The following is a 25733-nucleotide window of genomic DNA, read 5'->3' as shown; positions in this document are numbered from 1 at the left end:
CAAATTTTCAGTTCGTAGCGTGCATCTTGATGCACGACCAAATTACGCACGGAACGTTATTTAACTTTTTCGGGCATTCATGATTTCGTGCAACAAGTTGCACGCTACAATTCTAGATGGACTTGAGTATGCGATAGGACAGGTGTTGCCTGTCCTATTTTGTTTTGGCACGCTTTCCTGCTAATTATCAGCGGAAAGCGTGAAAGTGCGGTCAAAAACGAAAACGTTTAGGGATTTGCCGGTTTGTTGTCAGCGGCCTTAATTGCAGCCTTTTCACCATTGAATTTAACCACATCTACCGCAATGGCTTCCGCTTCTTTCAAGAAGAAATCCGGCGCTTCGTAATCTTTCGGTAAATCGTTAATGTCTTTCAATGGTTTCTTGCCTTCACGCTTAAAGCGGGCATTTAAGTCTTTCAAACGTTTGTCATCGTCTTTATCATTTTCTGCTTTACGTTTTTCATAATTCAGGGATAAGAATTTACGATCACGGCGTTCATCACGCACGTTTAAATCCTCGTTTAAGGCGATAAATTCCGGATCTTTCGCCATTCTATCACGATGTTTTTGTGCTAATTCAGCGATGGAATGTCGTGCGTTTGCCACTTCGGCATAATTTACCGACGGCATTTTATCCCAAGGTAACGCATTGTCTTCTTTCTCTTCACCATATTCTTTCATATCAATGACATCAGGGAAGGTAATATCCGGTGCGACACCTTTTAGCTGCGTGCTTCCGCCATTAATTCGATAGAATTTTTGGATAGTGTATTGCAATAAACCTAATGGCGTTTGATCTAAATCATACACAAAATTCAATGAGCGGCTTTGTTGTACGGTGCCTTTACCATAAGTGTTTTGACCGATAATGATACCGCGGTTGTAGTCTTGCATTGCCGCAGCAAAAATCTCGGATGCGGAGGCACTAAAGCGGTTAATCATCACCAATAGCGGTCCGGAATATTGTTGCGCATTATCCGGATCTTCATGCACACGAATACGTTGATATGCATCACGCACTTGTACGACAGGACCATCGCTAATAAACAAACCGCTTAATCCAACGGCTTCTGTTAAGGCACCACCGCCGTTTTCACGCAAATCAACAATTAATGCAGAGGCATTTTTGCTTTGCATTTCAGTCAGCAGTTTCTTCACATCTTCCGTTAAGCCAAGATAAAAACTTGGGATTTTAATCACGGCGACATTGATACCATCAACTTTTTCAATGGTTAATTTGGCGGCTTGATCTTCAATGCGGATTTTGTCTCGAACCAGTGTGACGATGCGCGATTTTCCGCCTTTCGCCGGTTCGACTTCTAAGCGAACTTTAGAACCTTTTTTGCCTTTAATTTTGTCAACAATGTCTTCTAAACGCCAGCCGACAACATCTTCGATTTCGCCTTTTTCTTGGCCAACACCAACGATTTTATCTCCAGCTTTGAGTTTTTTGCTGCGAGCCGCCGGCGCGCCCGGCACTAAAGATTTGATACTGGTTTCATCATCTTCAGATTGCAATGTTGCACCAATCCCCTCTAGAGACAGGTTCATGCTTTCATTAAAGCTTTTTGCTGTGCGTGGTGCTAAATAGCTGGTGTGCGGATCAATTTCACGCGCAAAGGCATTCAGATAGGTTTGCACCACATCATCTGCTTTGGTTTGTGTGAGACGACGAATGGCTAAATTGTAACGCTTAACGAGTTTTTCTTTAATTTCCGGCCATTTTTTATCTTTTAATTTCAAATTGATAATGTCGTTTTTAACACGGGCTTCCCACAATTTTTCAGCGTCTGCTTCGGTTTTTGGCCAAGGCGCTTTTTCACGATCAATTTCAATTTGATCATCACCGGTTAAATCCGGTTCTTTATCTAACAATGACAACGCATAACGATAACGCTCATAACGGCGTTTCATCATTAAATCATACATATCAAAAGCAATGGTTAATGTACCGGCATTTAATTCGTCATCAATTTTCTTGCCGTATTTTTCACGCATTTCATCGATATCGGATTGCAAAAAAGTCGTACGATTAAAATCGAGCGCCTTAAGATAACGATCAAAAATCTTTTCCGAAAATTCGTCATCAAGTTGAAATTTACGATAATGAGATTGTGTTAGGCGAGTAGTGGCACGCTTGGTGGCGAACATATTCGCCTCTGAAGGCTGCAATGTCACGAGATCGCTGGCTTTGAGTTTTGGTTGCACGGCATCTGCAACACTGATATTAAGAAAAAGCACCCCTAACACAAGTGCGGTCAAATAATTTTTCGTTTTAGTTAATTCCATTCAGGCTTTCCTAATAAATACGCAATAAAAAAAGTTATCCGGCAAGATAACTCTATTGAAATCTAAACTAGGCAAACAAACGATCAGCGGTGATGTTGATGACGACACCATTATCTAATTCTACACGGGCGGTTTCATTAGAAAATGCTAACACCACAGCACGTTGCGCACGTTCACCGACTTTTACTTTCACGTGTTGACCTTTTTGGAGTGAGGTCATATCCACATTATTTAATGTCATTTTAGGTTTACGGGCAGGTTTTTCGCTTGGTTTGGTGGTACGTTTATGGCGGCGTGGTGCGTCTTTTTTCTCAACTTCGCCTTTCTCTGCTCTTTCTGCCGCACGTTTTTGTGCAACAGCTGCTTTGGCTTCGGCCAATTGTTTTGCGGCGTGTTCAGCGTGTTCTTGCTCCAATTCGCCGGCAGGATTTCCGTTTAAATCTACGCGTACAGTGCCGGCGCGACAGCCGTGTAAATAACGCCAATTTGACGTGTATTGGCGTAAGGCTTGGCGTAGTTGGGTTTTGCTGACGCGCTCATCGTCTTTTAATGCTTCGCTGAGATCTTGAAACAAGCCGATTTTTAATGGTTTTGCTTCGCCTTCGATTGAAAAACAACGCGGAAATTTTTCCGCTAAATAAGCAATAATTTCTTTGTTATTCGTTAACTTTTGTACTTCGGTCATAATGAAATCCTGCATCGATTTTTAAGTAGAGAAACTCGCCATAGTTTAGCTCACTTTCAGAAAAAATGACAATTAATAATCGATTTCCGGCTTGATAAATAAAAAAACATGGTTAAAAATGACCGCACTTATTTAGAAAATGTAGGAATACATACAAAAGCATGGAAATACAGTGTAGAATACGTTCTCTTTTGGCCCTTGGATCATCTTACTCATGACAGCAACTTCTTCTGTGAATTTTGCCAATGCGAATTTCTACCGCATCGTCCGTTGTGGTGGTTGTAATGCTGTGGTTAAAATTTCCACCTTGCAACAGGGGCAAAGTGCGGTGTGCCCACGCTGTCACCATGTTTTGTACACCAGTGGAGGTTGGAGTTTAAAGCGCTGCGCGATCATTGCCATTTCAATATTAATTCTCATGCCTTTTGCATTAACGTATCCATTACTTAGCATTGATTTGCTTGGAGAAAAAATCGATGCCTCGGTTTGGTTGGGCGTGTGGAAAATGGCGACCCAAGGATTTTCATATACGGCGTTTTTAATTTTTATTTGTGCCGTTTTTATGCCCATTGTTTTTGCATTGTTGGTCATTTTATTGCAGTTATCCAAAATGATGAAAATTCAGCCACGCAATTTGTTAATTTCTCTTGGCTATATCAAACCTTGGGTAATGTTTGACGTGTATTTGGTGGCTTTAGGTGTGAGTATTTTTAAAGTGCGCGAATATGCCACGTTACAATTGGATATCTATTTAATTGCCTTTGTTTTCACCGCACTTTTAACCACATTACTGTTTATTAAAATTAACCCGACCGAAGTGTGGAACGATTTCTATCCTCAAAGCAAAGGCGTGAATGAACTCACGAAGGCAGAGGATTTGCGCTATTGTCATGCTTGTCAGTATAGCTTTATTGATCCGTTATCTGATCGTAAGGGGCGAGATATCTGTCCTCGCTGTTTGTCACAAATCGACATTCCCCCTTCTATTCGATTGCAACGCACGTGGGCATTATTACTTGCCGGTATTATCATGCTATTCCCCGCTAATTTATTGCCAATGTCGGTGGTTTATTTAAACGGTGCGCCTAGTGCAGATACGCTGATGTCAGGTGTGATGAGTTTTATGGAAATAGGAAGCTATTTCATCGCCTTTATCGTCTTTATCGCCAGTATTTTTGTGCCGATTAGCAAAGTCTTGATTATGTTATATTTGCTGATTTGCGTGCATTTTAAGCTCAAACATTCCATTCGTTGGCAAATGCGTTTATTACATCTTGTGCATTTTGTCGGCCGTTGGTCTATGTTGGATTTATTCGTATTAGCATTAATGATGTCCTTGGTTACGCGCGGACAAATTATTGATTTTTCTGTAGGTACGGCCGCCTTTTATTTCGGTGCTGCTGTATTTTTAACAATGGTTGCAGCGGAACAATTTGACAGCCGCTTAATTTGGGAAATCTATGACAAACAACAAGCAAAACACCTCCATGCCGGAAACTGAAGTTGTGGCAAAAGTTCGTCAAAGTAAACGAATTTCACCTTTCTGGTTACTTCCTTTTATCGCTTTATGTATCGGCGCCGTTTTGTTCTTCCAGATTGTGCAAGAGCAAGGCATTAGTATTCGAATCACCTTTTCCAGTGGTGATGGCATTGTTGCGGGGAAAACGCAGATTCGTTATCAAGGATTGCAGATCGGCGTGGTGAAGAAAGTGAATTTCACCAATGACTTGCAGAAAGTGGATGTGGTCGCCAATATTTATCCCGAAGCCAAAAGCGTTCTCCGTAAAAACACCAAATTTTGGTTGGTGAAGCCAAGTGCTTCTTTGGCCGGTATTTCCGGTTTGGATGCGTTAGTCTCCGGTAACTACATTACGTTGCAACCCGGTGATGGGGATTCGGAACATAAATTTGTTGCGGAAACGGAAGGACCGATTGCCCAACTCAATCCCGGTGATTTGTTGATTCATTTGGTTTCGGAAGATTTGGGTTCCATTTCTATTGGCGCATCTATTTATTATAAAAAAATGCCGGTCGGTAAAATCTATGACTATCATTTCTCTGAAGACGGAAAAAAAGTGGAAATTGATGTGGTCATTGATAAGCCTTATGCCAAATTTGTGAAAAAAGACAGCCGTTTTTGGAATATTAGCGGCATTAGTGCGAGCCTCGGTGTTTCAGGTTTAAATGTAAACATGGACAGTTTAAATTCCGTGGTTCAAGGCGCGGTTGCTTTTGATTCGCCAAATGAAAGCGCGAAGGCGGATATGAATGAAAAATATACGCTTTATTCTAATTTACAAGCGGCGAAACGTGGTATCAATATTGATGTCAATATTCCCAATACCGCCGGATTGGAAGAGGGTAAAACCCGCGTGTATTACCAAAACATGGAAATCGGTGTCTTGTCGAAATTAAGTACGGTGGAAGATAACGATGAAATGCTCAGTGGTTCATTGCTCATTGAGCCGAACTTGGCGGATTTATTTAAGACCGGTTCTAATATTGTGCTACGCGAGAAAAAGCCGGGGCTGGCTGATTTAACGAATATCCAAAAGCTACTGCGTGGAAAATATTTTGAAGTCTTGCCGGGGAACGGTGACAGTAAAATGGCGTTTGATGTTACTAAAGAAAGCGAACTGTTGCTAAAACAGCCTAACACCTTGGTACTCACGCTCACCGCACCGGAAACTTATGGCGTGAGCGAAGGGCAGCCGTTGATGTATAACAATATCCAAATCGGTGAAATTGTGGCGCAGCATATTGATACGGATGACGTGAAATTTAAAGTGGCTATCGCCGGCGAATATCGTCATTTAATTCATAGCGATACACTCTTTGTTGCTGCCTCGAATTTCGATGTTAGTATCGGCATTGACGGTTTACGCTTTGAGGCTGCAACACCGGAAAAATGGTTACAAGGCGGTATTCGTGTCGTGGCCGGAAAAGCTAAAAACGCGCCAAAAGATACCTATGCGCTTTATCGCGATTTAAGTAATGCGGAAGCCGGTATTACCGATTCGCAACCTAAACCGACCGTTACCTTAAATACCACGAATTTGCCGAGTATTAATAAGGGCTCTTTAGTGCTTTATCGTCAGTATGAAGTCGGAAAAATTTTAGACATCCGTCCACAAACCCAAAACTTTGCGGTGGATGTGTTTATTTATCCGAAATATCAGCATTTGTTAACAGAGAAAAGCGTATTCTGGGTGGAAAGTGCGGCGCAAATTGATATCACGCCAAAAGGCATTAGTATTCAGGCTGCACCGGTGGCACGCTCACTCAAAGGCGCAATCAGTTTTGATAATAGTGGCGGTAAAAATAATCACACCCTTTATCCAAATGAATTGCGTGCGAAATCAGCCGGTCAACAAATCATATTAACGGCAGAGGATGCCACCAACCTCAGCAAAGGCATGGCATTGCGCTATCTTGGGCTGAATATTGGGGAAATTGAGAGTGTTCAACTTGATCAAAAGAGTCACAAAATTATTGCTAAAGCGTTGATTCATCCAAATTACATGGGGTTGATTGCTAAGGAAGGATCCCGTTTTAACGTGATTTCACCGAAGATTTCTGCCGGCGGCATTGAGAATATCGATAGCCTGTTGCAACCTTATATTGATGTGGAAGTGGGCGCCGGTAAAACCAAAACCCAATTTGCTCTCAGCCAAGCGGTTAACAATAACATCAAATATACCAACGGTTTACCGCTTGTGCTAGAAACCAATGATGCACTGAATATCACAGCAGGATCGCCTATTATGTATCGTGGGGTAGAAGTGGGGACGATTAAAAACCTCGAATTGAATACGTTGGGTGATCGGGTCTTGATCCATGTGCTTATTGCACCGAAATATCAGCATTTAGTTCGTCAAAATTCTGAGTTTTGGATCGCCTCCGGCTATGACTTTAGCTTGAGTCTTACCGGCGGCGCACAATTCAATACCGGCAGCGTACAACAACTGCTGAAAGGCGGAATCTCTTTCTCTACGCCATCAGGCACTGTTGTGCAGGCACAAGCGAAGGCGAATCAGCATTTCTTGTTGCAAGTAAAACGTCCGACGGATGCACAAAAGTGGAATCAAGGTGCCTTACCGGCTCAATAATGTGTAGAAATATCAGCTTTTTGTTAGGTTGTGTAAATTAAGTAAAAGGTAAGAAAATCGGAAGATTTTTCCCAATTTTCTTTTTATAATGTCCGACCTCTTAGCTAGGAATTAGCTAAGAGGTTTTCTTTTTTTATTTTATTTTTCTTTATTTTTATTTCTGGAGTACTTATGAAACATGCAATCACACTCACAACCTTGCTGATGGTCTCCTCAGACCTGTTTGCCGGTTTTCGGAATGTGAATGAGTTGGATAGTTGTTTGGTGACGGTGCAGGCCGTCAAGTCCATGGAGGCGCATTCTGTTGTAGCGCTAGAGGGACGATTGGTTCGCCAAATTGATGATGACGAATTTATTTTTCGCGATGCTACGGGGGAAATTAAGGTAGGTGTGGGTGATTATGCTTGGAACGGTATCAATATTACGCCAAACGATCGTGTCCGCATTGAAGGGGCTATTGATAAAGGTTTTATCATGCCCACCACGATCGATGTGTATCAAATTCGAAAAATTCAATAATGCCACGGTGTTACCTCGGCATTGATTGGATGTAAACAGCCATTAAACCAACCGCACTTTTAAAGCGTTTTTCCTGCGTGATGTAACAATGAAAGTGCGGTTGTTATTTCTCAAGTTTTTATACCACGGTTTTTTATACTACAGTTTTTATACCACGATTTTTTTATACTACGGGTTTTTCCCGATAGAACAGTAAACCCGGTAAGGCTAAGCCGAAAACTAACGCGCCGAGAATAAAGGTCGTGTTAATAAAAGAAGCGATCATTTGTTCAAATAAAGCGTTGGAAAAGCCGTAGTGGTGAATTTGTACGATGGCAATCATTGCTTTGTATGCTTGTACGCCGGGAATCATGGGAATAATGGCAGCGACAGTAAACACTTTCGGATGTGCCAGATAACGATGAGACAAATGCACGCCGATAAAACCGATTAATGCCGCGCCCACTAAGGTGGCAAAGACGATAGGCACATCGTTATACATGAGAATCGTGCGTGTAACATGTCCAAGCGCACCGAGGAGTGCGCAATATTTTAACGCTTTCGGTGGCACATTAAACACCAAGGCAAACCCCACCGCCGGAATCGCGGCAAAAAACATATCATCCAATAATAGCAGTAACCAATTCATCTTAATGTCCCCAAGTGGTGATGTTGAGTACGCTTAAGGCAAACACAATGCCGAGACAAGCGCCGAAAGTGAGAATAGTGGCGATTGCCCAACGCCCGATCCCCATATTCACATACCCTTTTAAAATATCTGCCAAAGAATTGATGAGCGGAAAGCCGGGTACCAGCAATAACACACTGGACGCTAAGGCAATTTGCGGATCGTTACCGAGTTGATATTTCAAGCTGATACCGGCAAGAAGTGAAGCAACGAAAGAGGTCACGGCAAAGACGATGATCGGATTGTAATGCCGTTTGGATAATTCTTGTCGCACAAACATGGCAACCGAGGCAGCGATGAAGGTGATGAGCGAAATCAGTGCATCACCGCCCGATAAATGAGCAAAAGAGGCGCAGGATAAGCCAATCATCAAGAGTACGAAATAACGGTTATATTTTAATGGCTTGAGTTGTTCGAGCTTCTTCCTGACCATGTGCAGGTTGTATATTTTATGTTCGGCAGAAATTACGATGCGTTGAACGTCCGTCACCATTTGCATATTAATGCCTTTGTCGCTGTTTTTGCGGGTGGTGGTAATACAGTGATCATTCGCCAAGGTAGTAATAATGACGGCATTAGCCGTGAGGGCGCATTCGACACTTTCAACCCCTAATGCCAAGCCAAGGCGTTGCGCCATTTGCGCCACGACGGTGCTTTCTGCACCATGTTGTAGCAATAACAGCGCCGTTTGCACGCATAACCGCGTGATTTCCCGTTGATCTTCGTGCGTGATATTTTCTTTTGTCATAATGAATCGACCTAAAATAAACGCATAGCATTATAGACCTTTCTCATAAAACAAAAAACGCTTAATGAAATCCTCTCGAAACAGGCGCAAAAGTGCGGTGTGATTTTTAGATAAATTTTAGGATTTATGCTAACTTAAACGTATTTTCAATGAGGAGTCAGTATGCAACATCATCATAAAACGATTGTCGTGAAATTTGGTACCAGCACTTTAACCCAAGGTTCCCCAAAATTGAATTTGGCTTATATGATGGAAATTGTGCGTCAACTTGCGCAATTACATCAAGCCGGTTTTCGCTTTGTGATCGTCACCTCCGGCGCTATTGCGGCGGGGCGTCATTATTTGAATCATCCGCAATTGCCACCAACAGTGGCCTCTAAGCAATTATTGGCGGCAGTGGGACAGAGCCAGCTAATCCAAACCTGGGAAAAATTATTTGCGATTTATGACATTCACATTGGACAGATGTTGCTAACCCGCGCCGATATTGAAGATCGCGAACGTTTTTTGAATGCCCGCGACACGTTACAGGCATTGTTAGACAATCAGATTATCCCGGTCATCAATGAAAATGACGCGGTGGCAACGGCGGAAATTAAAGTCGGGGATAACGATAATTTATCGGCATTGGTGGCGATTTTAGTGCAAGCAGAGCAGCTTTATTTGCTTACGGATCAGCAAGGGTTATTTGACAGCGACCCGCGTAAAAACCCGCAAGCGAAATTAATTCCTGTGGTGGATAAAATCACCGATCATATTCGTTCTATTGCCGGTGGTAGCGGGACGAATTTAGGCACAGGCGGGATGTCCACCAAAATTATGGCTGCAGATGTTGCTACCCGCTCCGGCATTGAAACCATCATTGCACCGGGCAACCAAGCCAATGTGATTGTCGATTTGGCCTATGATCAGGCGATTGGTACGAAATTCACCATGCAGGCGGATCGTTTGGAAAGTCGTAAACAGTGGTTATTCGCGGCACCCTCGGCCGGGGTGTTGGTGGTGGATGACGGTGCCGAAAGTGCGGTGTTAATTCAGCATAAATCCTTATTGCCGGCAGGTATCGTCGAAGTCAGCGGACGTTTCTCCCGTGGCGAAGTGGTGCGTATTTGCACGCGTTCAGGCAAGGATATTGCACTGGGTATGCCGCGTTATAATAGCGATGCGTTAGAGCTTATCAAAGGTAAACATTCGCAAGATATCGAAAACATTTTAGGCTATGAATATGGCGCCGTTGCAGTACATCGTGATGATATGATTGTGTTGTAAAGTGCAATAAATGTTGACCGCACTTTCTAGATATTTGATAGTGTTTTATGTCGTTATGCCCTATATGATGTACTTGATGTGGCGTATTCCATGTGGCATGTTACATTGCGTAATTGAATAGGAGCCAAAGGTGTTAAAGGCGTTGATTTAAGAGAAAGTGCGGTGATTTTTTTACCGCACTTTTTTCATCGTATTTTTACTCTATAGAGGATGAATTTGATTTTTGTTTCGCAAAATTTTTTCGCATTTTTGTGTTCAGTGATTCCACCAGCACAGAAAAGCCCATAGCAAAATAAATATACGCTTTAGGAACATGAATACCGGCACTTTCAATGATTAAGGTTACCCCAATGAGGATCAAAAAGGTCAACGCTAAAATTTTGAAGGTTGGGTGGCTTTCCACAAAATCACCGATGGGTTTCGCGGCAAACATCATCATGCCCACGGCGATAATAATGGCGCTGACCATAATGCCAATTTGATTGACCATCCCCACCGCCGTAATCACGGAGTCGAGTGAGAAGACGATGTCCAGCAAGGCAATTTGAATCAATACGCCGATAAAACTCACTTTCTTATGGTTTTCGTGATGTGCCTCTTCCTTATGTGGCACCATCGCTTCGCGAATTTCATTCATACTTTTGACGATCAAGAATAAACCACCAAAGAAGAGAATCAAATCACGGCCGGAGACGCCTTTGCCCAGAATCTCAAAGAGCGGCTCAGTAAGTCGCATCATCCAAGAAAGTGTTAATAAAAGTAGGATACGTGTTCCCATTGCCAGACCTAACCCGATAATACGCCCCGGTTGACGTTGTTTTTCCGGTAATTTGGCAACAAGAATGCTGATTAAAATAATATTGTCGATACCCAATACGATTTCTAATGCCGCAAGGGTAAATAAGGCGACTAACGCCTCAGGGCTGAATAGCCATTCAAACATAATGTTTCCTTAAAGTACAAATGGGTGCGCGATCATATAGCTTTGACGATGAAATGAAAAGAGGCTAAATGCTCTGCTGCACAAATTGTTGCAGAATTTCGTGGGTAAATGCTTTACGCAAGTAAAAACCAAGAGGAAGTGTATCGATAATTTTGCCATTTTTGCCGATACCTTTGGTTAAGGACTTGCTATTCGCGCCTTTCGGGCGAAGCTGTAAGACTTCCCCTAATCGTGCATTGATTTTATCCAGTTGACCTAGCACGATGTAGTCCATGAGTTCTTCCCAATCGCGTTGCAGTAAGTGTTCTTGCTGTTCGGTAGGTTGCCAAAGGATAGGGATACCGATGCGTCTTTCTGCCAAGGGAATAGAACGGCTTCCCTCAATAGGAATCCAAAGAACGCGAGACAACTTATGGCGTACATGAGAATTTTGCCAATTTACGCCGCTATTTTGGATGAGAGGGGCAAGACTTACGAACGTGGTTTCCAAAGGATAGCCTTGCGCGTTAATGGGGATCGTTTTTAACTCAATACCTAAATGGCGGAAGTCCTGTTCTGCTTTGCTGCCTGCCGTTGCCCCCAGTGCTGTTTCAAGCAGCATACCCACCCAGCCTTTATCACGTTTTAAATCCGGTGGCACGGGAATGCCGAGTTGTGTCGCTAAGTCGCCAAAACTCAGTCCGGCAATGGCCTGCGCACGGGAAAGAAGTTCTTCAGTCGTTTTTGGGATCATGAGTGATATTTCTTGAAAAAACGAGGTTTAACCGTTTCTTTGCCTTTATCAATATAAGGGATATTTTCCAGCTGGAGCAGAAAACGTTTAGCGACTAAGCCGCCACCGAATCCGGTCAGTGTTCCGTCTTTGCCTAAAATGCGGTGGCAAGGAATGATAATACTAATCGGGTTGCTCCCGACTGCGCCACCCACCGCACGCACCGCATTGGGGTTCTCAATGCGTTTGGCCAACTCGCCATAACTTGTGGTTTCGCCATGGCCGATTTGGCGTAGAGCCTGCCAAATGCGTTGCTGAAATGGCGTGCCTTGCGGTGCCAACGGAATGTCATCAAAACGTTCCGGTTCGCCATTGAAATACCGATCAAGTGCCGAACAAACTTGCGTAAACAGGGCTAAATCGTTGTTTTCCTGCCATTTGGGATTGGGCGCAAATTGTTCCTGCTCAAAATCCAAATGGGTCAAATACGTGCCATCAGATAGCATCAGCAATTTGCCGATGGGCGAGGCGTAATAGCGGTAAAAAAGTGCGGTCATATTTTCCTCTGTTTCAAAAAATAAAAGCGTACCGAAGTACGCTTATATTATGCGGAATTTTTATGCCGATTAGAAACGGTAATTGAGGTTTAAACCGTAAAGGTTGGCAGACGCTTTTGAACGATAATCAGCCTCAACCACAACCAAGCCATTAGCTAAGCTTTGTGTTTCTTTAAAGTTAAGTTTTTTCCCGTATAGGTAAGCATAACCGAAATCTACGTCAAAATTCGGCGTGAATTTATAGGTCGCACCCACGCTATACCAAGTGCGGTCGGTATCCGGAATGGAGGCTGAATGATGTTCTCCGGCGGCACTTTTATCATAAGCTACCCCTGCGCGTAGGGTTAACTGCTCGGTTAAATCATAGGTTGTTCCCAACGCGAAACGTGAGTTATTACGATAGCCTTCGTCTTTGTGGAACGCCACTTGACCGTTGTTATAGGTCGCATGAAGATCTTTTAAGCGATGCCATTGTGTGTATTTGTAACTATAATGCAACGCTAATTTATTGGTCAGTTGGTGGAAGCCGGACAGTTCCCAATAGCTTGGCAAGTGTAACGTCAGTTCGCCTTCGCCGACATAAGCAGAAGTGCCACGTGGTGCGTAACTGATGGCATTGTTATCTTTAAAATCAATATCTACTTTGGCGTGATAAGCGAGACCAATGCGATTTTTTTCATCGAATTGATAGAGTAAACCGGCGTTCCAACCGAATGCCCAAGCGGCTTTGTCTTGTAAATGCGTGAGCAAGGTGTCTTTATTAATTTGTGCGCCTAATCCGCCAAGACGAGCCATTAAACCTGTTGGTGGCAAACCTGCAGCTGCGGCTCTTGCGGCAAGTTGTCGTTGTAATGCCGGGCTGGTGCGTACATTATCGATGGCGGTGTCTAAAATACCGGCGGTGCGTTCCACTTTGGCTTTAGCGTAAATCGCGTTTAAACCTAAACCGGCGCTCCAGTTTTCAGTCATGCGATAAGCACCACTGAGATTTAAATTAATGGCTGTTAAATCGGTTTTCCCACCAAAAAGCCCGGCGTCATAGCCATCTTCGTATTCACTTTTTAAGCCGAAGTTCACGTTCATGCCGGCGCCGATAGCGAATTTATCGTTAACCGGTGAAACAAAATACATATTCGGAATAAACGAACCGGGTACAACGCTTTTGTGATTGGCTGAACCTTGTGCGACCTCAACACCGAGTACGTTGGCACGCACCGGGCCTCTCATGTGAATACGAGAATCCACGTAAACACCGCCGGCAGAAAAGGCATTTTGTTTGAAGAGGTTCATTAACGCTGGGTTGGTGGCGACTACAGAGGCGTTATCTGCCATCGCCGCTTCACCGGCATAAGCACGACCTAAACCGGAGGTGGAAACTTCTGCTAATTGGAATGCGGCAGCGGATGCGCCGGTTGTAGCACCAAGAAGAAGTGTAGAGAGGAGTGTTTTTGTCAATTTGCTTGTTGTCATTTTATTCCCTTTTTGTGCCTGCCCGAAGGTGGCGTCTGGTCAAAGTTTTTGGTTGTTATTTTAAAAGTTGGTCATTCTAAGAAAGGCAGGGAGAGGGAGCAATGTTCTTTTCGATTTTTATAAAGTGTTCAGACCAGTCAGGCAGGAAAAGTGCGGTTAAATTTTGTGTTGTATTTTAATAATTGCTAAACTAGTTGAAAGTATCAACTGATTTTATAAAGGAGAGAACATGAGCTCGTTAAAATGCCAAGCTGAAGAAGCGAAAGTATGTTGCTGTGTTGATGTTGGCACCGTCATTGATGGTTCTGATTGTACCATTGATTTTGAACAGGTGTATGCCACGGAAGCGCAGGCAAAAGAAGCATTAGAATATTTGACTGAAAAAGCACGCGCAGCAGAAAGTGATCCTTGCACCATTCGCAGCGAAATAAGTGCGGTGGAAAATGGCGTTAAATTGAAAGCTACCTTTGAATTTTGCTGCCAAGCGGAATCCATGATTTTCCAACTTTCTACGCGCTAATTTCGTGTGTAAAAAAGAAAAAAGCTTAAGTGTGAGAACTTAAGCTTTTTTTTGTAGATGATTTGGCACATCCCGAGTGATTATGGATTGATACAATAAAAAGGCGGTAAAAACGTGTTAAATTTTTACCGCACTTACCGAGCCGAATCTATTATTGGCAGTTTTATTATTCGTGCATGCCTAATTTTTTCTCCAAATAGTGGATATTGGTGCCACCTTTTTGGAAGTTTTTATCTTCAAGAATCAGTTCATGCAACGGAATATTGGTTTTAATGCCGTCAATGATGGTTTCTGATAACGCATTTTGCATACGACGGATCGCCACTTCACGGGTATCGCCGTAAGTAATCAATTTCGCAATCATGGAATCATAATGCGGAGGAACCGTGTAACCTGCGTAAATGTGCGAATCCCAACGCACACCTAAACCGCCCGGAGAATGTAAATGATCAACTTTGCCCGGTGATGGCAAGAAGGTTTTTGGATCTTCTGCATTAATACGACATTCTATCGCATGGCCTTTGACTTTAATGTCTTCTTGTTTGAAAGAAATCGGCAAGCCGGAAGCAATGCGCAATTGCTCTTTCACCAAGTCCACACCGGTAATCATTTCGGTAACAGGATGCTCTACTTGAATACGGGTATTCATTTCAATGAAATAGAACTCACCGTTTTCATATAAGAATTCAAACGTACCCGCACCGCGATAGCCAATTTCCACACAAGCCTTCGCACAACGGGAACCAATATCGCGACGTACTTCTTCGCTAATGCCCGGCGCAGGTGCTTCTTCCACCACTTTTTGGTGGCGACGTTGCATAGAACAATCACGCTCTGCCAAGTAAACGGCATTGCCGTGGGTGTCTGCTAATACTTGAATTTCCACGTGACGTGGGTTTTCCAAATATTTTTCCATGTAAACCATGTCGTTGTTGAAAGCCGCTTTGGCTTCTGCTTTCGTCATGGCGATAGATTCTTCCAACGCCTCTTCGCTACGAACGACACGCATACCACGACCGCCACCGCCGCCGGAGGCTTTGATAATGATCGGGTAGCCGATACGTTTCGCAATTTCTTTATTTTTTGCGATGTCAGAGGTTAATGGACCATCAGATCCCGGTACGCAAGGTACGCCCGCTTTTTTCATCGCGTTAATGGCGGACACTTTATCGCCCATTAAACGAATTACGTCAGCGGTTGGGCCGATGAAGATAAAACCGGAACTTTCTACTTGTTCAGCAAAATCCGCATTTTCAGAAAGAAAACCATAGCCCGGGTGAATTGCGTCTGCGCCGGTCACTTCGGCTGCGGCAATAATCGCCGGAATATTTAAATAGCTTTTTGCCGATTGAGCCGGACCAATACACACGGTTTCATCCGCAAGCAGAACGTGTTTCAATTCACGGTCGGCAGTGGAATGTACCGCAACGGTTTTAATACCCAATTCTTTACAGGCGCGCAAAATTCGCAGAGCAATTTCGCCGCGATTTGCGATAACAACTTTTTCTAACATAATAAATCCATTCTTGTTTAAATTATGGTGTGCTATGTTAATTATTCGATAATAATCAACGGCTCATCAAATTCGACAGGCTCACCATCATTTACCAAAATAGCTTTTACTACACCTGCTTTATCCGCTTCAATACGGTTCATCATTTTCATCGCTTCAACGATGCAAAGTGCGTCACCCATTTTTACAGTTTGACCCACTTCAACAAACGCTTTCGCTTCTGGGCTTGGGCTACGATAGAATGTGCCGACCATCGGAGAGCGGATCTTATGACCGGCAATTTCCTCAGGTGCGGCAGCAGGTGCTGCTGGTGCTGCGGCAGGTGCAGCAGGTGCCGCAACCGGTGTTGGTACCGCTGCCGGAATGGAATATTGAACATTTGCCGGTGCAGCAACTGTAGCACGACTAATACGTACAGAGCCCTCTTCTTCTGAAACTTCAAGTTCCGTGATGCCGGATTCTTCTACTAATTCAATCAGTTTTTTAATTTTACGAATGTCCATAGTTTTCCCTAAAACATATTAAATTTAAACCGCACTTTTTAGAAAAAAAGCGCGGTGTGGATTAAGATAAATTTTCGGTCGAGAGATTACCGCAAAATCATCATTTTGGCGATAAAATTCTGTGATTTTCGTTAAATTTCGTCAAATTTTACTTTTTTGAAAGATAATTTACCGCAAACTGCAGCGCAAAATCATACCCTTGCGCACCGCAGCCACAAATCACACTTTCCGCCACATCGCTAAAATAGGAATGATGACGAAACGGTTCTCGTTTATGAATATTGGATAAATGCACTTCAACGAAAGGAATGCCAACGGCAAGTAACGCATCACGCAAGGCTACACTGGTGTGGGTATAGGCCGCGGGATTGATGATAATAAAATCTACTTTTTGAAAGCTTTGGTGAATTTTCTCAATCAATTTTTCTTCGCTATTGGCTTGAAAACAATCCAGTGCCACTTGCTGTTTTACCGCTTGTTGTTGCAAATGCCGTTCAATTTCCGCTAAGGATAAATGCCCGTAATGACCCGGTTCACGCACACCCAACATATTCAAATTCGGGCCATTTAACAGCAAAATGTTGTATTTTGATAACATATCACATTCCTTTTTATTGTGCGCATTATAATGATTTTTCGCTTTCGGCTGGTCTAATCTGTAAAAACCGCACTATAAAAAAATAACCGAAAAAACGACCGCACTTTTAATCTAAAATGACTTCGGTAATGAATTCTGAATCCAAGCCAACGACAGGTAATTCCGACCCCGGCCAAGATCTGACGACTTGATAATCCATTAAATCCAGTGTGTCTAAGCCCGGCGTGACATTTGGCGTATATTGTTTTGCCATACGCGCCAGTTGGGTTAAACCAAAGCTACTTTCAATGCTGGAACTGATAACCGCTTTAATACCTAACGCGTGCGCCTGAGCAATCAACTCAGCACAACGCTCAATAGAACCCACCAAGGTCGGTTTAATTACAATCGCCGCCAAGTGCGGTTCTTTTTCCACACGAAAATCAGGTTCACGTACGCTTTCATCCCAGGCAATGTTAATGCCGGTTTTTGCCGCAAATTGGCGACTTTCCTCACGGGTTTTGCAAGGTTCTTCAATAAATTGAATGCGCGCACGATGCTCAGGTTTTACATATTTAGCAAACATTTGCGCTTTAGCCGGTGTCCAACTGCGATTAGCATCTAGCCGTAATTGCAAATCCGGAATCGCTTCTAACAGCATATCGGCAATCAGGCCATCACGATTGGCTTCATACATGCCCACTTTCACTTTCGCCACTTTTTCACCCTGCATTTGATCCAGCGGTTCATAAAGCTCATCCGGATCGCCATAACATAAAGGTGCCGTTTGATAATTGCCTTCATCGTCCAAGCGACCTTTCATTTCCATCAAGGCACAACTGAGTCCGAACGCCACAGAAGGATATAAATCCGCCGTTAAATCCAATTTCACATTGCAACTGCGGGATTGATCCCATTTTTCCAGCCATTCGATGGCTTGAGCTTGGGCTTGGTCTAAGGTTTCATGGCTAAACTCCGGTAACGGCGCAATTTCGCCCCAACCTTCATTTTGCCCACAGCACACTTTCACCAAAAGGCCTTCGCGCTTTTTCAAAAAGCGATTACGCAAAATCAGTTGCGAATCGACCGGAATGGAATAACGGAAAAGTTGATAGCGACGATGTTGAATGGCGCAATTTTTCTTTTCATAGAAAATTTTGCCCACCTCTTGAATATGTTCCAGTAAAACCGGATCGGTAATCTTGTCATAAATGACTACATCGAATTTATACGGAAGGGTAGTTTGCGACAGAGTTTGCTGAATGTCGTGCAATATGTCATCGGTAATGCCATCGCCTTTTAAGGCTAAATCAATATCCGAGTCTTCACGAAAATTCCCTTTCCCGCGCGAGCCAAACAAAATCGCTGTTTCAACATTGGGGAAATGGCGTAAATGCCAACCGATTTTTTTAATAATTGTTTCTGTTAAACCGAAATCCATTGTCTGTTACTCCGTCTATGATGAATGAAATGCGTGATAAAAGCAGGGGATTTTCGCTGCATTTAAGCGACATCCCACCAAATTAACGCCCATTTGGGCTGTCCGTGTTTAATCGGTTCATTGTGATGTTGTTTTTGACAATAAAACTCCGCAAGACGTTGTTTTTCTTGTTCATTTAACGCACCAAGGGAAAATTCTACGGAAGCCAGTAAGTCTTCGTAGGTTTCGCCCATAAAGCGACCGGATTCCGTTTCAATGAAATTCAGATTCGCTTGAATGCCTTTTTGATAAAGCCGATTGAGCAGGTAAATATAGGTTGGGAAACCAATATCATTACGCCCAATCGCAGAAAACACGCCTTCATCTAAAAAATGGCGTTGCGTCACCGAAGTGAGATACACCCGTTTTTGGGCTTTGGCACAGATCTTCGCGATCATATCATCTAAGTCATCGACCAAGGTAGAGCGGGAGGCAAGTACCACATCTGCCGCCGGCACATCATCCCAGTTATCCGCCCAAGATTTATGGAGTAAGTGTAAATTATCCAGTTGTTGGGCGTGTTTGAACTCAGCCAGTGCCGCTAACATGCCCGTGCTGTAATCCAATGCGTAAACCTGACGACAATGTTGCGCCAAAGGTACGGCAAATGTACCCGGACCGCAGCCGATATCCAAGAGGGTTTCATCCGGCTGCATTTGCATTGCCGCCATTAACTGCGCGTTATAGCAACTTGGCTTACCCACCAAATTTTCAGCCATTTTGGGCGCTTTTTTATCCCATTTGTCCGGCGGCAAATGATAATGATTACAGGCGATAAGATGTTGCTTATAAAGCGCATTAAAATCTATGTCGTCGATTGTCATAAGTCATCCTCAGGCATTCTAAGTGCGGTCGTTTTGGGTCGTATTTTTATTTCACTTGATTTAACAGGAATTGTACGAGCAAGGAAACCGGTCTGCCGGTAGCCCCTTTGTTTGCGCCTTGTAGCCATGCGGTCCCGGCAATGTCGAGGTGCGCCCATGGGTATTTCTTGGTGAAATTGGCGAGGAACGCCCCTGCTGTGATCGCACCGCCCCAACGTCCGCCAATATTGGCTAAATCGGCAAAGTTGGATTTTAACTGTTCTTGGTATTCTTCGCTTAACGGTAAACGCCATGCCTTGTCGGCACTTTGTTGTGCCGCTTGTTCAAGCGCGGCTGCAATGTCGTCATGGGTAGAAACTAAACCACTGTTGTGTTGCCCTAATGCGACGACGCAAGCACCTGTTAAGGTGGCAATGTCAATGACCAGTTCAGGATCGAAACGTTCTACATAAGTGAGCGTATCACACAGCACCAAGCGACCTTCCGCATCGGTGTTTAAGACTTCCACGGTTAAGCCATTCATGGTGGTGAGAATATCGCCCGGGCGATAAGCGTTGCCGTCTGGGAGATTTTCACAGCCTGCCATCACACCGATCACGTTTAATGGCAACTGTAGTTGTGCTAAGGCATTCATCACGCCATAAACGGAAGCCGCGCCGCACATGTCGTATTTCATTTCATCCATGTCGGCAGCCGGTTTGAGGGAAATACCGCCGGCATCAAAGGTTAACCCTTTGCCCACTAACACGATCGGTTTTGCGTTCGGGTTCGGGGCATTACGGTATTCCATAATGGCTAATTTTGCCTCGTTGTGCGCGCCGCGTGATACGGCAAGATAGGCACCCATACCCATTTTTTCCATCTCCGCTTCACCTACAATAGTGGTTTTAATCAGTGGTGAGGTTTCGGCTAAGTGCAAGGCTTTGTTCGCTAGATAAGTCGGGTTGCACACATTCGGCGGGCAGTTCGCCACATCTTTAGCATGGCGTACGCCCAAAGCAACGGCGCAACCCTGTTGGATCGCTTGTTCGGCGGATGCCAGCTCATCTGCGGCAACGTTAAAAATCACTCCTGAAAGTGCGGTGGATTTTTCTGCTATTTTTTGACTCTTGAATTGAGTGAATTGATATAAATCCTGTTCGATGGTTTCAATAGCAAAGCGGATGTTCCAGTAAAGCGCCCGTTGATTAAGTGGAATTTCAGTTAAAAAACTGACCGCACTTTGGGTTTGGGTGGTTTTTAGAGCCTGTACGGTTTTTTGGATAAGCTGTTTATATTGGCGTTCATTTAGTAGTTCGCCTGCTTTGCCACAACCCACCAGTAACACACGTTCGGCGGCAATATTGGGAAGATGGCGTAATAATGTCGTTTCGCCTAATTTACCGCTAACTTCGCCGCTTTCGACAAGTCGGCTGAGGTAATTTTGTGAAATGTCGTTAATTTTAACCGCACTTGGTGATAGGGTTTTCTCTTCAAAAACGCCGACAATCAGGCAATCGGCAGATGGGTTTATGGCGGCTTGTTGCGCGCTGTAGTTCATGTTTTCCTCGCTTATTTTTCTGTTTTCAATGTCAAATTTAAGGTATTATACGCCACTCATTATTTCGGGCTTGCACTTAATTTGCCCGTGTCAAATGCAACGAATTTAATCTCTTTTGCTGAAATAGCAAGAGAAAATAGGCAAAAAAAGTGATTTTAACCAGATATTTAACGAAAGAAGTTTTTAAAAGCCAAATAGCGATTTTGTTCATTTTGCTGTTGATTTTTTTCTGTCAACAGTTGGTGCGCGTGTTGGGTTCTGCGGCAAATGGACAAGTGCCTGCCGATTTGGTGTTTTCCTTGCTCGGGCTAGGGATGCCAACCATGGCGCAATTAATGTTGCCGCTTTGTTTATTCATCGCGATTTTGTTGACCCTTGGGCGGCTCTATGCCGAAAGTGAAATTACCGTCATGCGCGCTTGCGGTATTGGTCAAGGCATTTTGATTAAAGTCGTCTTGATCCTGTCTTTGTTTACTGCTGCGGTGGCGGCTTACAATGCCTTATGGTTGACGCCGTGGGCGATTCATAAGCAAACGGAAATTGTAGAAGAAGCGAAAGCCAATCCGAATATGGGGGCATTGTCTGCCGGTCAATTTATGACGGCAAATAGCAGCGATTTCGTGTTGTTTATTGATAACATTCAAGATAACCAAATCAATAACGTTTATGTCTTCCAAACCCAGCCAAAAGGGCAGAGCAAGCCTTCCGTGATTGTGGCGGAAAAAGGCGAATTAAAAGCCTTGCCAAACGGCGATCAGATCTTAAATTTGCAAAATAGTGATCGTTTTGAAGGTACGGCAATTTTGCCTGATTTTCGCATTACGCATTTTGACGAATATCAAGCTTATTTAGGCCATAAAACCGTGGCAGAGGATGCCGATGAAGCCGGTGAAATGGATATTATGCAATTGTGGAATGCCAATACGCCGGCGATGAAAACCGAGTTTCATTGGCGTTTAACCTTGATTCTCGCGGTGCCGATTATGGCATTGCTGGCAGTGCCGTTAAGCCGTGTGAATCCACGTCAAGGCCGCTTTGCCAAAGTATTGCCGGCGTTGTTGTTATATTTGATTTACTTCCTATTACAAAGCTCGCTGAAGTCTGCCGGCAGCGCAGGCAAATTAGATGCCTCGTTGTTCATGCCGTTAGTGAATATCGCCTTTTTCGCTTTTGCGATTTTCTTGAATAGTTGGCATAGTGCGTTTATGTATCGCATTCGTTATTCCTTCGGCAAGACGGCAAAACAAGGATAAACATGATGAATACATTAGAACGCTATATCGGTAAAAGCATTTTAGGCACGATTTTTGCCACGTTATTCATGTTGGTAGGCTTGTCTGCGATCATTAAATTTGTGGAGCAATTTCGTAGCGTCGGTAAAGGCACTTACGATATTTGGCAAGCGATTGCTTATACCGTATTGACGATGCCAAAAGATGTGGAAACGTTTTTCCCCATGGCAGCCTTATTGGGCGCATTAATCGCCTTAGGCAACCTTGCCAGCCGAAGTGAATTGGTCGTCATGCAGTCTTCCGGTTTTTCCCGTATGCGAATCGGTCTTGCGGTGATGAAAACCACCATTCCGTTAGTGTTATTGACCATGATGATTGGCGAATGGGGTATTCCGCAAACCGAACAATTTGCCCGTGATATGCGTTCCAAAGCCATTTCCGGCGGGTCGATGTTATCGGTAAAAAACGGCATTTGGGCGAAAGATGGCAACAATTTCGTGTATGTTCGCAGCATCTCCGATGACATAGAATTACACGATATTTATATTTACACCTTTAATGAACAACGCCGCTTGGAAAAACTCAAGCACGCTAATCAGGCCACATTTAATGACGGCAAGTGGATGTTACAACAAGTCAATGAATCCATCATTCAACCAGAGGGAGTCAACACGGTCAACCGTTTAAATGAAGAATGGCAAACCAATTTAACCCCAGACAAACTGGGCGTGGCATCCTTAAGACCAACATCGTTGTCCATTTCGGGATTATCTAATTACATCACCTTCTTAAAAGAAACGGGGCAGGATTCGAAAAACTTCGAGCTCACCTATTGGCGCAAGTTGTTCCAACCCATTTCTGTAGGCGTGATGATGATGTTAGCGCTGTCCTTTATTTTCGGCCCATTGCGTAGTGTCACTGCCGGTGCACGGATTCTCATCGGGATTTGTTTTGGTTTCTTGTTTTATGTAGTGAATGAACTGTTCGGCAAATTCAGCTTGGTTTACAACACAACTCCGTTAATCGGTGCGCTGATGCCGAGTATGTTATTCTTAGCGATTACATGGTGGCTACTGGCACGTAAACGGAGCTAATGGCTACCGATAGAATATAAAGCAAAAAACAATGTAAAATTTGTGTAAATCTTCCCCTCTGAGTTCCAAATAGTGTAGAATCTGTACAAGTCTGTATGGATTCTGATCTTTAATGAGAAAAGTTTCAATGAATAGGTGTGCTAATTCAGTATTTAAATTAACTTTGGAGTTCATGTTATGAGCGTAACAGAAAGCTTTCTTTCACGTTTATCACAAAAAATAAAAGCATTTTACCTCGATCAACAAGGGGTATATGGTGTCATGACGGCATTGTTGTTACTGCCGTTGATCATCCTCGTGGCATTTACCGTAGAAACCACCGGTATTTTGCTTGATAAAACTCGTTTATCACAAGCTACCGACCAAGCCGCCTTATTGTTGACAGCGGAGAATAACGAATTTCGTGCCAAAAAGGATCACAGTGATCTCATGCGCCAAAATTTAACAGCGCAAGAAAAAGCACTGCCGGCAGACAAACAATTTAGTACAAGAGTGACAAAACGTAATCAAGAATTAGTACAAGATACGGTGAAGTTGTATTTGCGTTCTTATGGTGAAGGCGCAAACGCACCAATTACCATTACAAAAGATTTTACTGCCTTTTGTGAACCGCTCAGTCAGTCCGGTAAAGGTGAAGACGGCGTAACTTGCACGGTGCAAGGGGACGTCCGCCGTAGAAATGGTTTCGGCGTTATTGATGAATGGGTAAAAAGCCCGGATGGTCGCCTACCAGTCAATTCAGGTGCGTCTTATGCCGTGAAGCAAAGTGGTGGTGTACCGATGGAAGTGATGTTGGTTGCTGACTTTTCGGGATCCATGGAGGAAGATTTAAATAATGGATCAAATAAACCCTCGAAGGAAGAAGTATTAAAACAAGTAATTAATGAAGTGAGTGCAGCGGTATTAAGTGGACAGAATAGTCGCATGGGGTTTACACTTTTTAATGACGCATCTCGTCAGTGGAATGACAAGCGTTGTCAAATGCCTTTTTTGCCAAAAACTGGTGAGGCAGATAAAAAAATTTCTTATGAAGTTAGTTTGATAAACTACTATAAGTTATCTGATAAAGCGGCTTTTCTAAAAAAGATGGCTCAAAAGTATGGTCGTTCAGATGGATACTTTCATGATTGTGTAGATGGTGAGGTAGAGAGAGACTTTACAGCAGCAGATGGCACTTCAGTAAAAAAGAAAGTACCAGTATATAAATGTAAAGCCGAGGATAAGAAAGAAGAAGCGATAAAAATCTTAATTCAAGAATGGAATTCAGACGCTGCACGGGCGATGTTGAAAGAGTATATCGATATACAAAAAACGGTTAATCAAATTGACCTATTTGATGGAAAACCAAGAAAATACGATCTTATCCTTGATAAGGCTACTGCAGATACCGCTCTTTATATGTGCCCAAATAAAAAAGATAAAACTGAAGGGGTATCTACTCAAGCTTGGTTTGAAGGAGAAAGTGGACAAAAGGCATTAATGAATGAATTAAATGCAATGAAGCCACATAATCAAACAAATGCTTCCTCTGGTATGCTGATGGCAACCAATACTATGGTAGCTGAAGATCCTGCTTATCGAGCTAAATTAAATAAGATTGGGAAAAATTCAAAGAAAATAATGGTTGTTGTATCTGATGGGATAGACAACTTTCCATATGCGGGCTCCTTTATAGAGTTCCAAGATAATGGAATGTGTCAAAAAATTAAGGATAAATTAAACTCTTTACAAAATCCAAAATATCATAAAGAAGATGCAAGAATCGGGTTTATTGCCATTTCTTATGACCCAAGAAAAGGATCTGCAAATTCTACCACAAATGATAATATGCCGAACTATAATGCATGGAAAAAATGTGTTGATGATTACTACTACGTAGTTAAAAGCAAACAACAATTACTTGATGCCTTTAGTGAAATTTTAGGTCTTCAAGAAGAATTGGGGACATCTTCTTCACAAAAAATAAAACGCAAATAATGCGATAATACCTTTCAAACACAATGCCGATCAGTGAACACCGATCGGCATTTTTTGTAGCGTGCATCTTGATGCACGACAGATTTCACACCGAACGCCATTTCCCTTATGTCGAGGATTTTTAATTTCGTGCAACAAGTTGCACGCTACGGGGATGCATGAAATAAAGTGCGGTGTTTAATATATTAAGACATAGTAGCGTGCATCTTGATGCACGACAGATTCTACGCCGCACACGATGTTGCCCACGGATTTATCGAATACCGTGCCGTCATAATAACGACGATCAATTTCGTGCAACAAGTTGCACGCTACAAGGGAGATAAAATCAAGTGCGGTGGATTTTTCTGACATTTTAAACATTGGAAAAAGCCACCGCACTTTTGGAGGTTTAATATAGTAAGACATGGTAGCGTGCATCTTGATGCACGATGAATTCCCCACAGCACACAATGTCGCCCACAGATTTATCGAATATCCTGCCATTCGCGGATTGACCCAATGTA

23 protein-coding genes and 1 pseudogene are annotated in these 25733 nt (G+C 43.3%); 8 read left to right on the top strand and 16 right to left on the bottom strand.

The annotated features are described in order from the left end of the window. Window positions 1-227 precede the first annotated feature (227 nt). Window positions 228-2288 carry a carboxy terminal-processing peptidase gene (gene prc / locus QZ106_RS03225; RefSeq protein WP_295974154.1) on the bottom strand — a complete coding sequence of 687 codons (2061 nt, stop codon included), beginning with the start codon at window positions 2286-2288 and terminating at the stop codon, window positions 228-230. Window positions 2289-2355: 67 nt separating this feature from the next. Continuing rightward, a complete protein-coding gene (gene proQ / locus QZ106_RS03220; RefSeq protein WP_295974151.1) occupies window positions 2356-2973 on the bottom strand; it encodes an RNA chaperone ProQ in 618 nt (205 codons plus the stop codon). 214 nt (window positions 2974-3187) lie between these two features. On the opposite strand from proQ, the gene QZ106_RS03215 reads away from it, so the two are divergent. The 3 genes from QZ106_RS03215 to QZ106_RS03205 all read left to right on the top strand — a co-directional run bounded on the left by QZ106_RS03215 (window position 3188) and on the right by QZ106_RS03205 (window position 7601). After that, on the top strand, window positions 3188-4474 hold the full coding sequence (locus tag QZ106_RS03215) for a paraquat-inducible protein A (RefSeq protein ID WP_295974148.1): 1287 nt from the start codon (window positions 3188-3190) through the stop codon (window positions 4472-4474). Further along, a complete protein-coding gene (locus QZ106_RS03210; RefSeq protein WP_295974146.1) occupies window positions 4434-7082 on the top strand; it encodes a PqiB family protein in 2649 nt (882 codons plus the stop codon). The genes QZ106_RS03215 and QZ106_RS03210 overlap by 41 nt, the downstream gene beginning before the upstream one ends. Before the next feature lie 171 nt (window positions 7083-7253). Next, window positions 7254-7601: a YgiW/YdeI family stress tolerance OB fold protein gene (locus QZ106_RS03205; RefSeq protein ID WP_295974142.1), complete on the top strand. Its 348-nt coding sequence runs from the start codon at window positions 7254-7256 to the stop codon at window positions 7599-7601. A 163-nt stretch (window positions 7602-7764) separates the two neighbouring features. Here QZ106_RS03205 and QZ106_RS03200 read toward each other — a convergent pair whose 3' ends face one another. Both QZ106_RS03200 and QZ106_RS03195 read right to left on the bottom strand, forming a co-directional pair. Next, the gene (locus QZ106_RS03200; protein ID WP_295974139.1) at window positions 7765-8229 is read right to left on the bottom strand and encodes a threonine/serine exporter family protein; all 465 of its coding nucleotides are present in this window, start codon (window positions 8227-8229) and stop codon (window positions 7765-7767) included. Between the two features lies 1 nt (window position 8230). Next, window positions 8231-9016 carry a threonine/serine exporter ThrE family protein gene (locus QZ106_RS03195; protein WP_295974137.1) on the bottom strand — a complete coding sequence of 262 codons (786 nt, stop codon included), beginning with the start codon at window positions 9014-9016 and terminating at the stop codon, window positions 8231-8233. A 162-nt stretch (window positions 9017-9178) separates the two neighbouring features. Here QZ106_RS03195 and proB point away from each other — a divergent pair, with 162 nt between their 5' ends. Then, the gene (proB, locus tag QZ106_RS03190) at window positions 9179-10285 is read left to right on the top strand and encodes a glutamate 5-kinase (RefSeq protein ID WP_295974135.1); all 1107 of its coding nucleotides are present in this window, start codon (window positions 9179-9181) and stop codon (window positions 10283-10285) included. A gap of 196 nt (window positions 10286-10481) precedes the next feature. Here proB and QZ106_RS03185 read toward each other — a convergent pair whose 3' ends face one another. From QZ106_RS03185 to QZ106_RS03170, 4 genes are all read right to left on the bottom strand, one after another. Further along, window positions 10482-11228: a TerC family protein gene (locus tag QZ106_RS03185; protein WP_295974132.1), complete on the bottom strand. Its 747-nt coding sequence runs from the start codon at window positions 11226-11228 to the stop codon at window positions 10482-10484. Window positions 11229-11292: 64 nt separating this feature from the next. Then, window positions 11293-11961 (bottom strand): DNA mismatch repair endonuclease MutH, encoded by a 669-nt coding sequence (gene mutH, locus QZ106_RS03180; protein ID WP_295974130.1) that lies wholly within the window; start codon window positions 11959-11961, stop codon window positions 11293-11295. Then, window positions 11958-12497 (bottom strand): methylated-DNA--[protein]-cysteine S-methyltransferase, encoded by a 540-nt coding sequence (locus tag QZ106_RS03175; protein ID WP_295974127.1) that lies wholly within the window; start codon window positions 12495-12497, stop codon window positions 11958-11960. Before QZ106_RS03175 ends, mutH begins: the two co-directional genes overlap by 4 nt. A gap of 69 nt (window positions 12498-12566) precedes the next feature. Then, window positions 12567-13967, bottom strand: a complete 1401-nt coding sequence (locus QZ106_RS03170; protein WP_295974126.1) for an outer membrane protein transport protein — start codon at window positions 13965-13967, stop codon at window positions 12567-12569. A 229-nt stretch (window positions 13968-14196) separates the two neighbouring features. Here QZ106_RS03170 and QZ106_RS03165 point away from each other — a divergent pair, with 229 nt between their 5' ends. After that, window positions 14197-14487 (top strand): YfcZ/YiiS family protein, encoded by a 291-nt coding sequence (locus tag QZ106_RS03165; RefSeq protein ID WP_295974124.1) that lies wholly within the window; start codon window positions 14197-14199, stop codon window positions 14485-14487. A gap of 166 nt (window positions 14488-14653) precedes the next feature. On the opposite strand, the gene accC is transcribed toward QZ106_RS03165, so the two are convergent. From accC to QZ106_RS03130, 7 genes and pseudogenes are all read right to left on the bottom strand, one after another. Beyond that, entirely contained in the window at window positions 14654-16000 is a 1347-nt protein-coding gene (accC, locus tag QZ106_RS03160) for an acetyl-CoA carboxylase biotin carboxylase subunit (protein ID WP_209364472.1), read from the bottom strand. 41 nt (window positions 16001-16041) lie between these two features. Beyond that, entirely contained in the window at window positions 16042-16503 is a 462-nt protein-coding gene (gene accB, locus QZ106_RS03155) for an acetyl-CoA carboxylase biotin carboxyl carrier protein (protein ID WP_295974121.1), read from the bottom strand. A gap of 148 nt (window positions 16504-16651) precedes the next feature. Further along, on the bottom strand, window positions 16652-17101 hold the full coding sequence (gene aroQ, locus QZ106_RS03150) for a type II 3-dehydroquinate dehydratase (protein WP_295974118.1): 450 nt from the start codon (window positions 17099-17101) through the stop codon (window positions 16652-16654). A 106-nt stretch (window positions 17102-17207) separates the two neighbouring features. Beyond that, window positions 17208-18209 carry an o-succinylbenzoate synthase gene (menC, locus tag QZ106_RS03145; protein WP_295974164.1) on the bottom strand — a complete coding sequence of 334 codons (1002 nt, stop codon included), beginning with the start codon at window positions 18207-18209 and terminating at the stop codon, window positions 17208-17210. A gap of 21 nt (window positions 18210-18230) precedes the next feature. Then, window positions 18231-18521, bottom strand: a pseudogene (locus tag QZ106_RS03140) (nucleotidyltransferase domain-containing protein); the annotation flags it as partial. Window positions 18522-18583: 62 nt separating this feature from the next. After that, window positions 18584-19384: a class I SAM-dependent methyltransferase gene (locus QZ106_RS03135; protein ID WP_295974116.1), complete on the bottom strand. Its 801-nt coding sequence runs from the start codon at window positions 19382-19384 to the stop codon at window positions 18584-18586. A gap of 46 nt (window positions 19385-19430) precedes the next feature. Continuing rightward, window positions 19431-20924, bottom strand: coding sequence for a leucyl aminopeptidase (locus tag QZ106_RS03130; protein WP_295974113.1), 1494 nt, complete (start codon window positions 20922-20924; stop codon window positions 19431-19433). A gap of 149 nt (window positions 20925-21073) precedes the next feature. Here QZ106_RS03130 and lptF point away from each other — a divergent pair, with 149 nt between their 5' ends. The 3 genes from lptF (at window position 21074) to QZ106_RS03115 (ending at window position 25227) form a co-directional block, all read left to right on the top strand. Further along, window positions 21074-22177: an LPS export ABC transporter permease LptF gene (lptF, locus tag QZ106_RS03125; protein WP_290521458.1), complete on the top strand. Its 1104-nt coding sequence runs from the start codon at window positions 21074-21076 to the stop codon at window positions 22175-22177. 5 nt (window positions 22178-22182) lie between these two features. After that, window positions 22183-23250 (top strand): LPS export ABC transporter permease LptG, encoded by a 1068-nt coding sequence (gene lptG, locus QZ106_RS03120; RefSeq protein WP_198009770.1) that lies wholly within the window; start codon window positions 22183-22185, stop codon window positions 23248-23250. 177 nt (window positions 23251-23427) lie between these two features. After that, window positions 23428-25227, top strand: a complete 1800-nt coding sequence (locus tag QZ106_RS03115) for a pilus assembly protein TadG-related protein (RefSeq protein ID WP_295974110.1) — start codon at window positions 23428-23430, stop codon at window positions 25225-25227. Between the two features lie 177 nt (window positions 25228-25404). Here QZ106_RS03115 and QZ106_RS03110 read toward each other — a convergent pair whose 3' ends face one another. Next, window positions 25405-25590, bottom strand: coding sequence for a hypothetical protein (locus tag QZ106_RS03110; RefSeq protein ID WP_295974108.1), 186 nt, complete (start codon window positions 25588-25590; stop codon window positions 25405-25407). Window positions 25591-25733 lie beyond the last annotated feature (143 nt).

The sequence above is a fragment of the uncultured Aggregatibacter sp. genome, assembly GCF_901873365.1.
GTDB lineage: Bacteria > Pseudomonadota > Gammaproteobacteria > Enterobacterales > Pasteurellaceae > Aggregatibacter.
Note: the sequence above shows the minus strand (reverse complement) of the source record. Positions and strands in the feature narration are given on the sequence as shown.

What these genes read in the sequence shown, in the direction of transcription:
- QZ106_RS03165 (WP_295974124.1), top strand. Translation starts at nt 14,197, where the DNA reads ATGAGCTCGTTAAAATGCCAAGCTGAAGAAGCGAAAGTATGTTGCTGT.
- QZ106_RS03170 (WP_295974126.1), bottom strand. Translation starts at nt 13,967, where the DNA reads ATGACAACAAGCAAATTGACAAAAACACTCCTCTCTACACTTCTTCTT.
- QZ106_RS03175 (WP_295974127.1), bottom strand. Translation starts at nt 12,497, where the DNA reads ATGACCGCACTTTTTTACCGCTATTACGCCTCGCCCATCGGCAAATTG.
- QZ106_RS03135 (WP_295974116.1), bottom strand. Translation starts at nt 19,384, where the DNA reads ATGACAATCGACGACATAGATTTTAATGCGCTTTATAAGCAACATCTT.
- proQ (WP_295974151.1), bottom strand. Translation starts at nt 2,973, where the DNA reads ATGACCGAAGTACAAAAGTTAACGAATAACAAAGAAATTATTGCTTAT.
- QZ106_RS03195 (WP_295974137.1), bottom strand. Translation starts at nt 9,016, where the DNA reads ATGACAAAAGAAAATATCACGCACGAAGATCAACGGGAAATCACGCGG.
- QZ106_RS03185 (WP_295974132.1), bottom strand. Translation starts at nt 11,228, where the DNA reads ATGTTTGAATGGCTATTCAGCCCTGAGGCGTTAGTCGCCTTATTTACC.
- proB (WP_295974135.1), top strand. Translation starts at nt 9,179, where the DNA reads ATGCAACATCATCATAAAACGATTGTCGTGAAATTTGGTACCAGCACT.
- QZ106_RS03215 (WP_295974148.1), top strand. Translation starts at nt 3,188, where the DNA reads ATGACAGCAACTTCTTCTGTGAATTTTGCCAATGCGAATTTCTACCGC.
- mutH (WP_295974130.1), bottom strand. Translation starts at nt 11,961, where the DNA reads ATGATCCCAAAAACGACTGAAGAACTTCTTTCCCGTGCGCAGGCCATT.
- accB (WP_295974121.1), bottom strand. Translation starts at nt 16,503, where the DNA reads ATGGACATTCGTAAAATTAAAAAACTGATTGAATTAGTAGAAGAATCC.
- QZ106_RS03130 (WP_295974113.1), bottom strand. Translation starts at nt 20,924, where the DNA reads ATGAACTACAGCGCGCAACAAGCCGCCATAAACCCATCTGCCGATTGC.
- QZ106_RS03115 (WP_295974110.1), top strand. Translation starts at nt 23,428, where the DNA reads ATGAGCGTAACAGAAAGCTTTCTTTCACGTTTATCACAAAAAATAAAA.
- prc (WP_295974154.1), bottom strand. Translation starts at nt 2,288, where the DNA reads ATGGAATTAACTAAAACGAAAAATTATTTGACCGCACTTGTGTTAGGG.
- QZ106_RS03205 (WP_295974142.1), top strand. Translation starts at nt 7,254, where the DNA reads ATGAAACATGCAATCACACTCACAACCTTGCTGATGGTCTCCTCAGAC.
- QZ106_RS03110 (WP_295974108.1), bottom strand. Translation starts at nt 25,590, where the DNA reads ATGTTTAAAATGTCAGAAAAATCCACCGCACTTGATTTTATCTCCCTT.
- aroQ (WP_295974118.1), bottom strand. Translation starts at nt 17,101, where the DNA reads ATGTTATCAAAATACAACATTTTGCTGTTAAATGGCCCGAATTTGAAT.
- accC (WP_209364472.1), bottom strand. Translation starts at nt 16,000, where the DNA reads ATGTTAGAAAAAGTTGTTATCGCAAATCGCGGCGAAATTGCTCTGCGA.
- lptG (WP_198009770.1), top strand. Translation starts at nt 22,183, where the DNA reads ATGAATACATTAGAACGCTATATCGGTAAAAGCATTTTAGGCACGATT.
- QZ106_RS03210 (WP_295974146.1), top strand. Translation starts at nt 4,434, where the DNA reads ATGACAAACAACAAGCAAAACACCTCCATGCCGGAAACTGAAGTTGTG.
- QZ106_RS03200 (WP_295974139.1), bottom strand. Translation starts at nt 8,229, where the DNA reads ATGAATTGGTTACTGCTATTATTGGATGATATGTTTTTTGCCGCGATT.